This is a genomic window from Actinocrinis sp., assembly GCF_035946395.1.
In the GTDB taxonomy this organism is placed as follows: domain Bacteria; phylum Actinomycetota; class Actinomycetes; order Streptomycetales; family Catenulisporaceae; genus Actinocrinis.
Map to the genome: position 1 here is coordinate 24442 of NZ_DASYZI010000027.1, position 10510 is coordinate 34951.

At 70.9% G+C, this 10510-nt stretch carries 5 protein-coding genes; 3 read left to right on the plus strand and 2 right to left on the minus strand.

Annotation, left to right across the window (positions count from 1 at the left end):
* The first annotated feature begins 248 nt into the window (after positions 1–248).
* The 3 genes from VGS97_RS02180 (at position 249) to VGS97_RS02190 (ending at position 4777) form a co-directional block, all read left to right on the plus strand.
* Positions 249–2843 (plus strand): ATP-binding protein, encoded by a 2595-nt coding sequence (locus tag VGS97_RS02180; protein ID WP_326851450.1) that lies wholly within the window; start codon positions 249–251, stop codon positions 2841–2843.
* Between the two features lie 31 nt (positions 2844–2874).
* Complete coding sequence (locus VGS97_RS02185) at positions 2875–3843, plus strand: SMP-30/gluconolactonase/LRE family protein (protein WP_326851451.1); 969 nt, start codon at positions 2875–2877, stop codon at positions 3841–3843.
* Between the two features lie 358 nt (positions 3844–4201).
* Positions 4202–4777, plus strand: coding sequence for a hypothetical protein (locus VGS97_RS02190; protein ID WP_326851452.1), 576 nt, complete (start codon positions 4202–4204; stop codon positions 4775–4777).
* Positions 4778–4859: 82 nt separating this feature from the next.
* On the opposite strand, the gene VGS97_RS02195 is transcribed toward VGS97_RS02190, so the two are convergent.
* Together VGS97_RS02195 and VGS97_RS02200 are read right to left on the minus strand one after the other, a co-directional pair.
* The gene (locus VGS97_RS02195; RefSeq protein ID WP_326851453.1) at positions 4860–6518 is read right to left on the minus strand and encodes a serine/threonine-protein kinase; all 1659 of its coding nucleotides are present in this window, start codon (positions 6516–6518) and stop codon (positions 4860–4862) included.
* Between the two features lie 43 nt (positions 6519–6561).
* Positions 6562–10176, minus strand: coding sequence for a choice-of-anchor D domain-containing protein (locus VGS97_RS02200; RefSeq protein ID WP_326851454.1), 3615 nt, complete (start codon positions 10174–10176; stop codon positions 6562–6564).
* Positions 10177–10510: the final 334 nt, after the last annotated feature.

Consider the following 10510-nt stretch of genomic DNA (forward strand, 5'->3'; position numbering starts at 1 on the left):
GTCGCGGAAGGTAGGCCGATGGTCCCGGCCGGTAGTCGTCGCCGTGAGACTTTCACGGTCGATACATGCCGAAACGCGGACCGACCGGCGAGGCACGTCACGCTCGCTGACGCGTCACTCATGGTGGCAGCCGGTCACGCGGTAGGCAGGGGCGTCGCCGTGGACTGCGTCCGTCCTCGAACACACCGGAGAATCAGCGTTCGCATCTCGGATGCGCCACGGTGGCTGTTACGCTTCGCGGGCCACTAGTGTTCGAGTTCGCACTCACGGTCATCGGGAACGGCACGGCGATGGAACCTGGCACGCGGCGGCCGTGCCCGGAGCCGCCCGACCCGCTCTATCCGGCCGCGGCGACGGTACGGACGCTGGAGGATCTCGCCGCACTGCTGCGGGATCTGCGGCGCCGGCACGCGCGCAGCCGCCGGGACAGCACGCTGACATACCGGGAGCTGGCCGTGCGGACCGGATGGTCCCAGACGGCGATCGCCGAGTACTTCACCGCGCGCACCCTGCCGCCGACGGATCGCCTCGACGCCCTGCTCGAAGTGCTGTGCGCGACGCCCGCTGAGCGGCGGGCCCTGGCAACCGCCCGCGACCGGGTGGAGGAGACCAACCGGCGGGCCAAGCGCCGCCCGATCACCCGCTCGGTGTCAGTCGCTCCCGCCTCCGCATCTGCCCCGACGTCAGCTTCCGTATCCGCCGCTACCGCTGTCGACGCGCCATCGGCGGCGCTCGCGGCGCAGCCGTGTGCGGTGCCGCGGCAACTGCCGGCCGCGCCACGCTTGTTCACCGGCCGCACCCGCGAGTTGACCCGGCTGGACACGGCGCTTGACGAGCAGGCAGAGGCCGGGGGCACGCTGGTGATCTCGGTCATCGGCGGGATGGGCGGCGTCGGCAAGACCTGGCTCGCCCTGCACTGGGCGCATCGGCACCTTGATCGGTTCCCGGACGGTCAGCTGTACGTCGACCTGCGTGGATTCGACCCCACCGGCCGGCCCCTGGCACCGGCCACCGTGGTACGCGGCTTCCTTGAGGCGCTCGACGTGGCACCCACCGCAATCCCGACCGGCCAGGAAGCCCAGGCGGCGCTGTACCGCAGCCTGGCGGCCGACCGGCGGATGCTGATCGTGCTCGACAACGCGCAGGACACCGCGCAGGTCGTGCCGCTGCTGCCAGGCGGCGCGACGTGCACGGTACTGATCACCAGCCGCCGACAGCTCAGTGGGCTGATCGCCACGCACGGCGCGCACGCGCTGGCGCTGGACGTGCTGCCCGGGGACGAGGCCCGTCAGCTGCTCGCGCGCCACCTCGGCCGCACGCGGCTGAACGCCGAACCCGTCGCGGCGGCGACCCTGCTCGGCTGCTGCGCGGGACTTCCGCTGGCACTGAGCGTCGCCGCCGCGCGCGTCACCGCGCACCCGCACCTGTCGCTGACCTCGCTCGCCACCGAACTGCACGATGACGCCCACCGGCTCGACGCGCTCAACGCCGGCGAGCCGCAGGCCGACCTGCGCGCCGTGCTTTCCTGGTCCAGCCACGCCCTCTCCCCCGACGCCGCCCGCGCGTTCGCGCTGCTGGGGATCGCCCCCGGCCCGGACATCGAGCCCTCCGCCGCCGCCAGCCTGCTCGCCCGCTCCCCCGCGGCGACCCGCGCCGCGCTGCGCGAGCTGGACCACGCCCATCTGATCCAGCGGCACTGCGCAGAGCGCTACCGCATGCACGACCTGCTCAGGCTGCACGCCGCCGAACAGGCCCGCGACCACCTCACCCCGGCCGAACAGCAGGCGGCGCTGCGCCGTCTGGTCGACTTCTACGCGCACACCTCCTGCGCAGGAGCCAGGCTGCTCGCACCGCACCACCCCGCACCCCCGATCGGGGAACCCGTCCCCGGCTGCGTCGCGCACCCGCTGCCTGATCAGGCCTCGACGATGGCCTGGTTCGACGCCGAGCACGACAACCTGCTGGCCGCCCAGCAGCTCGCCCGCCGCCGGCTGTGGGACGCAGAGGTCTGCCACCTGGCCTGGGCACTGGATCCGTACCACCGCCGGCGCGGGCACCTCGACGACCAGGCCACCGCGTGGCGGCTCGCCGTGTCCTGCGCCCGGCGGCTGCGCGACCCGGCGGTGCGCATCCAGGCCCACCAGATGCTCGGCGACGCCCGCTCCCAGCTCGGCAGGACCGCGGACGCCCTGCACCACCTGCGCCACGCCTTGGCGCTGGCCGAGCGCACCGGCGACATCGTCCGCCAGGCCGAGATCCACCACAGCCTCGGCGGCATGTGGGAGCGGCACGGCGACGACCGACGCGCGCTGGAACACGCGCACCGCGCGCTGCTGATCTTCCGGGGCCTCGACGACACGTTCTTCTACAGCCGGGCCCGCGCGCTCAACGCGGTCGGCTGGCTGCAAACCCGGCTCGGCGCCTACTGCGAGGCCCGCGCCAACTGTGAAGCAGCCCTCGAACTACTACGCCAGTACCCGTCCGGCAATCGGCAGGTCGGCGAGTCCAGCACCCTCGACAGCCTCGGCTACATCGCCTATCGCCTCGGCGAGTACGACAAGGCCCTGGACTACTACGGTCAGGCCCTGGCGATCTGCCGCGCCCAGGGCCACTCCTTCCTCCAAGCCGACGTCCTGCACCGCACCGGCGAGATCAGACTCGCCCAACACCGCCACGACGGCGCCCGCGAAGCCTGGGAGCAGGCGCTTGAGCTCTACGCGGCCCAACACCGCTTCGCAGACGCCGAACACGTCCGGCAACAGCTGGACGCCCTCGACAACAGAACGCTGACGCTTCACGTCGCGTCGTCGTCCGTGAACTGGCCGGCCGTCTCCGACGCTTGACTCACCGGCGGGTCCCCGCCACGCTTGCGTGATGCGGCGAACCGCGAAACCCCTGCTGACCGGCCTCGGCGTGCCCGAATCGCTGCGCTGGCACGACGGTGCGCTGTGGTTCAGCGACATGGCCCGCGGCACGGTGCACCGCTGGACGCAGGCGGACGGCCTGGACACGGTGGCCCGAATCCCCGGCCGGGCGAGCGGCCTGGGCTGGCTGCCGGACGGCCGCCTGCTGGCGGTGTCGATGGACGAACGCCGCGTCTACCGGCGCGAGCCGGACGGTTCGCTCGTCGTGCACGCCGACCTGGACGGGATCGCGTCCGGCGAGGCGAACGACATGCTGGTGGACCGTGCGGGCCGCGCCTACGTGGGTAACTTCGGCTTCGACTATCACGCGTTCGTCAGGGCCCATCCGAACGTGCAGCTGTACGCCCCGCCCGGTCCCCCGACCGCGCGGGTGGCGTGTTTCGCCGCGGACGGCGCGCTGCTGGGCGTGAGCGAGCCGCTGCTGTTCCCCAACGGATGCGTCATCACGGCCGACGGAGACTTCGTCGTCGCCGAAACGCTCGGCCTGCGGCTGACGGCGCTGAGCCTCGACAAGGCCGGAGCGCCGGGCGAAGCACGTCCCTGGGCGTCGCTGGTCGCGCCGGTGCTGTGGCGCCTGCTCAACCATCCCGGTCTGGCCGGCCGCATCACCCGGCGGTTCGCCGTTCTGCTTGAGCGCCCGGCGATCGCTCAGCGGTCGACCACACCGATCGCCCCTGACGGCATCGCATTGGCGCCGGGCGAACGCACGATCTGGGTGGCGGATGCGCTGCACCCCCAGTGCGTGCACGTCGCACGCGGCGGGAAGATCATCGAACGCGTACACACCAGCCAGCGCGCTTACAGTTGCGTGATCGGCGGCGCGGACGGCGACATCCTGTTCGCCGCGACCGGGCCCTCCCCTGACCCGCAGGTCGCCGGGAAGCTCGACAGCGGCTGTATCGAGATGGCGCGGCTTTGACGCGACGTGGCGGTGTGCCACCTCGCAGGCCACGAGGCGACACGCGTCGCAATCGAGCCGTCATCAGGTTCTTCAACACTGCGTGCTCCTCGTTCGCTCTCGCGTCTCGCGGGCTTCACCACCGATGACGGAGCGCGCCGAGGAAACGTGACCGCGCCCTCCCGGACCCCGCCGCGCACCGTGACCGTAGTCCTCGCGCGTGTATCGACCATCCGCCGCGGAAAGAGCCCAGTGTGAGGGCGCAGTGTGAGAGCCCTGAGTGACGCGGGTGCTAGAGTGCCGCGTCTTCGAAGCCTCAGTCGCGACGAGGTCGGCGGCGCGGCCTTCGGGCCGGCGCACGGAAGAGGAGCTGATCGGGTTGGGTGGGCACCCGCTCACGCAGTTGGTCGTGGTCGTGATCGCGGGCGCCGCGGTCAGCGCTCTGTTCGGGTTGCTCAAAGCGCTGCGCCGCCCGGTCGGCTACCTGGCCTACGGCAGTCTGGTGGTGACGCTGTACGCGTACTGGCGGGTGGGTGACAAGTACTTCTCGCAGGGCATCTGGGAGATATCAGTGGCCTGCCTGGTGGTCATGGCCTTCACCCTCAAGCACGTGCCGTTGCTGCGAACCGTGCTCGCGGTCGCGATAGCCGAGTTCGGTTCGCGGATCAACAAGACCGCGTACCCGCGCGAGGCGCTGGTCGCCCTCGGCATCGCCGGAGCCATGATCCTCATCGGAACGTTCTGGGGAGACGACTCCCCGGTGGCCCCGACGACACCGGTGCCGCGGCCGCGAATCACCCCCCGGTCCAGAACCGCCCCCAAGTACCGCCCGCCGCAAGTATTCGATCCCTTCACCGGAAGGCCGCCGCAAACACCGCAGGCCCGCCGCGGCGCGCGGCCGACGCTCTCCGCGATCTGGCAACGGGCCCGGGGCACGACCCGCTCAGGCCGGTGATGTCACAGGCCGGTGACGCCACAGGCCTGTGATGTCGTAGACCGGTGATGCCACAGACCGGTGATGCCACAGACCGGTGACGTCACAGGTTCCGGTGACTGAGGACTGAGGAACTCGCGATCAACCAGCGTCCCTGCTGGAGCACGAGACCGAAGCGGGTGCGCTCCTCGATGACCGTGCCGTCCTTGTAGTAGTAGTCGATCGTCGCGTCGACCGTGGAAGGCGGGCTCGGCACGATGCCAGAGACGGCCACACGCTGGACCTGCGACCAGAAGGACTCGTAGCCGCTGCGTCCGCCGGCGTGGTTCTGCTGGTAGTCGGCGGTCATCCAGTTCCAGCCCTGATTGAGATCGCCGGGCACCAGCTTGTAGTAGTCGACGATGGTCGATGCCAGCTGCGCCGCAAGGTTCTGCTGCGCCGGGCTGGCCGGTGCGGACGTCGCGACTTGCGTGGATGCGGCGGGGCTCACCGGGCGCGACGGCGTGAACGCCGGACGTGACGCACTCGCGCGGCTCGCATCAGTGCTCGTCATGCCCGTGCTCGATCCCGCGGCCGGAATCTTCGCATTGCCCGCCAACTGATCAGCGAGCAACCACCCGCCGAGCGCGAGAAGCGCCGCAGCCGCCAGTGCCGCGGTAAGAGCGCGACGCGCGGAAACTGAACCGAGCCGCTGCCCGCGATCGCGTACGGGTCGCTCAGGCTTCCCGCGAACCGTGACGGCGCCATCGCCTTCGCGATCGGCAGCCGCAGCCGCAACCACAGCCGCTTCGACGCCTGCGCGCCGCGTCTGCGGCACATGTCCCCTCTTCGAACCTGACCGTGGCCGGCGGCGCAGGGTGAGCCGATGCGCAGCGGCGGACGAGTCGACAGCCACCGCCCGCAAGGCCGCGGTCACGTTCGAAGAGCCCATGTGGCCGTCGGCCTCGATCGCCTCCAGCGCACGCCGCACCTGCGGCATCGTCGGGCGGCGCGCCGGGTCCCGCTCAAGCATCCACAGCAGTACCGGTTCCAGCGGACCGGCATGCCGCGGCGGGATGAGTTCCTCGTGCACGATCCGGTACAGCAGCGCGACGCCGCTCGCGTCGTCGCCGAAGGGCGGGTGGCCCTCGACGGCCGCATAGAGCGTCGCACCCAGGGCATACACGTCGCCGCGCGAATCAGCGGGCTGGCCTTGGGCGGTCTCCGGCGGGAGGTAGGCGAGCGTTCCCAGCAGGACGCCGCTTCCTGTCACCGTGGTGTCGCCGACCGCGCGAGAGATGCCGAAGTCGGTCAGTTTGACCGAGCCGTCGTCGCCGAGCAGCACGTTGCCCGGCTTGACGTCGCGGTGCACGATGCCTGCTTCGTGAGCCGCCGTGAGCGCCCCGGCGAGTTGCGCGCCCGCGCGGGCGACCTGAGTCGCGGACAGCGGTTCCCCGTCCGCGATCAGCTGCGAAAGGCTGCGCGCGGCCAGGAACTCCATGACCAGGAACGGCCGCCCGCCGTGATCCACGATGTCGTAGATGCCGATGACGTTCGGGTGGTGCAGCCGCGCGGCGATCCGTGCCTCGCGCAACGCGCGGCGCGTGCCCTCGCCGATGTCCTGCGGGCTGAACGCGGCGTGCAGCGCGAGTTCCTTCACCGCGACCGTGCGGCCGAGCACCTCGTCGCGCGCCCGCCACACCACGCCCATCCCACCGCTGCCGATTTTGCCGACGAGCCGGTAGCGTCCTGCGATCAGGTTGGTCTCAGCCTTCTCCTCCACGCGATCGCTTACCCGTGACCGGCGGTCAAGAAACGGCGGCGCACTACCGGTACTCGAAGAACACGTCGCGCACGACGTGCGAGTCGGTGCTCGCGCCGGTTCCCGCGGTGAACGACGGCAGGACGCTCGACGGGATCACGACGGCGCCGCGTAACACGATCCTGCCGTCCATCGCGACGCTGATCACGCCCTGATAGAACACCACCCACCAAGTGTGCGTGCCGATCAGGCTCGGGATGTTCGTGGCGGTGAAATACGCCGAGGGCGCGGTGCCCGACGCCGGGTTGGTGGCGATCGACGCGCTGGAGACCGCTTGACCGTTGGTGACCGTGTTCAGCGTGACGTAGACGCCGGGCAGGCCGGTGACGCCGAGTCCGTCACCGGAGTTGCCGACGGCGCCGGAACTCGCCGACGCCGCGTCGAGCAGGCTGAACGTCAGGCCATTGCCTCCGGTGCCGTTGCCGATCACGGACGTGAAGTTGAGCTGCATCGCGTGAATCGCGAGCGGGTTCGCCAGCGTCACGCTGCCCGCCAGGTCGGGGGCGACAGGCGTCAGCGCAGTGTCCGAGCCGCTCATTCCGGCGCTGCCGTTGTACGACCAGCCGCCGCCGGGCGGCGGAACACTCGTGCTGCCGGACGAGATCGTGACGCCGCTGATGACGTGGTTCGCGTAGCTCCTGCCCGTGCCTGCGGTGAACGCGGGCAGCACGCTGGCCGGCAGCGTCACCGTGGGCGAGAGCACGAGCCTGCCGTCCACCGATACGTCAAGCCGATCGCCCGCCACCTGCACCGACACCGTGTGCGTGCCGGTCCGCAGCGGCGGGATGCGCCTCGACAGCGCGAGGTATCTGAGCGTGTTGAAACGGCCGTTGGCGGCGATGCCGACGTAGTTGTCCGACAGCGCTCCCCACTGCCAGTGGGTGCCCAGTACGACCGAGATCCCGGGCAGGCCGGAGAAGCCCAGACCGTCACCGGCGCCGCCGAGGGCCGCGGCCGTCGACTTCGCCGCGTCCAGCAGGCTGAACGTGAGGCCGTCACCGGCCGAACCGCCGTTCAGCTGCGCGGTGAAGCCGGCCGTCAGGCCCGCGCTGGGCACCGCGGTGCCGTAGACCGCGGAACCGGCCTGCTGCGTGTCGGCCGGGCTGAGCGCCAGGTTCGTGCCAGACATCGCGGCCGAACCATTGAGCGTCCAGCCGCCGCCCGGGGGCGTGACGGGGATCCCGGATCCCGGGACGCCGGTGCCCGTCAGTGACACGTTCATCGGGCCTTGCCCGGTGTCCGTGGTGATCTCGTACGTACCGGTGAAGTCCTCCGGCGGGAAGGGCGTGAACGTCACCGAGACCGTGTAGCTCTCGCCCGGGGCGAGCTGCTGGCCCTCGGGGATCGGGTTGAGCGCGGTGAACGCACCGGCCGGCGGCGCCGCCTTTGTGATGGTCAGCGTGAGGTTGCCGGTGTTGGTGACGGTGAAGGTCTGCGGCGCGGAGATCTGGCCGATCTGAAGCCTGCCGAACGCGAGCGACGTCGGGCTGATCGTCACCTGGTCGTTCGCGACCTGCGCCGCGCCGGTCAGCGGGATCGTCACCGTGCCCTGATCGCTGGTCAGCACGACCGATGAGCTGTCGTTCGCCACCACGGAGGGCGAGTAGGTCACCGAGAAGGCGTCTGCCGCACCCGGCGCCAACGTGTCGCCCACCGCGGGCAGTCCATCGGCGGTGAACGGCGCGGACGGTGCGGTGACGGCGGCGAACGTCTCCGCGGTTGTGCCGGTGTTCTGCACGCTGACCGCCACCGTCTTGGTGCTGCCGACCGCCATCGCGCCGTAGTCCAGCGAGGGCGGCGAGGCGGCCAGCCCGGGTTGCGTGCCGGTGCCGGCGAGCCCGGCGTAGATCGTGCCCGCATCGGTGGTCAGCTGGATCTGCCCGGTGGCGGCGCCCCAGGTGGCGGGCGAGAACGTGACCGGCACGCTCAGGGTCTGACCGGCCGTCAGGGTGACCGGCAGCGCGGGCGGCGCGACGGCGAACGGCGCGACGGTGGTGATCGCCGAGACCGTGACGGTCTTGGTCGCGGTCAGCACGGCCGTCGCGGTGCCGGTCGTCCCTACGGCCGTGGCGCCGAAGGCCACCGGTTGGCTCTGGAGCGCCTGGTCGGTGGGAGCGCCGAAGGCGATCAGGTGGCCGTCGCGGGTGCCGACGTAGACGTGGCCGCCGTCGGTCGCGGGCACGGCGAACTTGGTGACGGTGCCCAGCGGCCACGAGCGCAGCAGCGTGAGCGTGTGGTTCGACGGTACGGCGTTGTAGACCATCAGCTGGCCGCCGTCACCGCCGGTGTCCGAGGATCGCACGACCCACACGAGTGCCGACCCGGACGTGGTGCCGTCGGACGTCACGACCGGCGAGCCGGAGGTGTAGCCGAAGGTCTCGGCGCTGTTGCCGGCCACGTGCAGCGCCGGCGTGCCGCTCGCGGTCTGGCCGTAGCCCAGCGCGACGAGGAAGCCGTTCGACTCGGTCAGGTACACGTAGCCGCCGTCGCCGCCCCACACCGCCGGGTGGCCCCAGACTCCGGTGAGCATGGTCTCGCCGAGCACCTGGTCACCGCCGCCGGGGCCCTGGCCGCGTCCGCCGAGGCTGTCCCGATTGAGCAGGTAGAGCTTGCCCTCCTTGCCGATCACGACCATCAGGTGCGGGTCCGCCGTGGTGCCGAACTCGGCGTCGGGCAGCGCCACCGGGCCGCCGGAGGCCAGGTCGTCGTCGTTGGCGTCGAGGATTCCGGCCTCGGTCGGGGCGAAGAAGTCCGTCGCGGAGATCGTGCCGTCCGCCGCCACGCCGAGGTGTACGACCGACTCGGAGAGCGTCGCGGGCGGCGAGGTACCCGGCCCGGGCGGCGGCGTGACGCCGTTGCCGGTGGAGATGAACATGCCGCCGTTGCCGTCCGAGACGATGCCGCCCCCGGACTGCCAGATGCCGGCGCCCGACGCGTTCGGACCGGCCTCGGCGGTCCACATGTGCAGAGCCTGCGTGCTCGTGTTCACTCCGACCACGTAGCCGCGGTAGGGCTGGGTGTCGCAGTGGCCGCTGAACGCCATGTATACGCTGCCGTTCTGGAGCAGCAGGCCCGGACGTTGCAGCTCGTCCACGGTGTCGAAGGTGTTGGAAGGGTCGTTGGAGGGCGAGCCCTGGATCGTGATCGGCCACCCCGGCCGCTCGGCGCCGGTGTTCACGTCGAGCGCGTGGAGGTAGTAGTGCGGGTTGGTCGGAGACGTGCCGTCATTGACCTTCGCGGTCAGGTACACGTACCCGGATGAAGGGTCGTAGACCGGAGTGGACGTGACGCCGACGTCCGGCACGAGGTCGCCGCAGTCGACCGTCGACGCGGGCCACGACGGGCCGAAGTAGACAGACCACTTGATCGCCCCGGTCGCGCTGTCGAGGCCGTAGACGTGGTTCTCCTCGGTCGCCGCGACCAGCGTCGAGCCCACGACCAGCGGCTGCGCGTATACCTGGCCGGTGAGAGCGGTGGAGTACAGCTGCCCGAAATCGCTGCCGTTCACCGCGCTCGGCGAGAGTTTGGGTTCGTTCGGATCCCAGCCGGTGCGTCCGGTGTCGGTGGAGACCGTCACGACGTCCGCGCGTGCGTGCGACACCGCCGTCAATCCGGACATGCCCACCGCCATCGCAACGGCCGCTGCAACGGCGGCCAGCCGTCCGGACATGCGTGACCTGTACCCGTGACGAATCATGAACCGGCCCCTTCGCCCGTCGCCGCGCAGCCTTCGTCATTAGCGTGAGCAAAACCGCTGATATCAGAAATATGCACTGAACACCGACGCCTCCGGCCGGATCGGGCGCCGCGAAGATCCTGTCACAGCATCCTGCTCCCACGGGGTGGCGCATTGGCGCTCGTATGCTCCCACAAACGCTCCATGCGCTCCCTTGACAGCACCCTACCTGGGCATCAACCGGCCGATACGACCGGAAGCCGACGCGTCGCAGCCA

Bases quoted from the DNA above. Each gene is read 5' to 3' on its own strand.
- VGS97_RS02185 (WP_326851451.1), top strand. From the start codon at position 2,875: ATGCGGCGAACCGCGAAACCCCTGCTGACCGGCCTCGGCGTGCCCGAA.
- VGS97_RS02200 (WP_326851454.1), bottom strand. From the start codon at position 10,176: ATGTCCGGATTGACGGCGGTGTCGCACGCACGCGCGGACGTCGTGACG.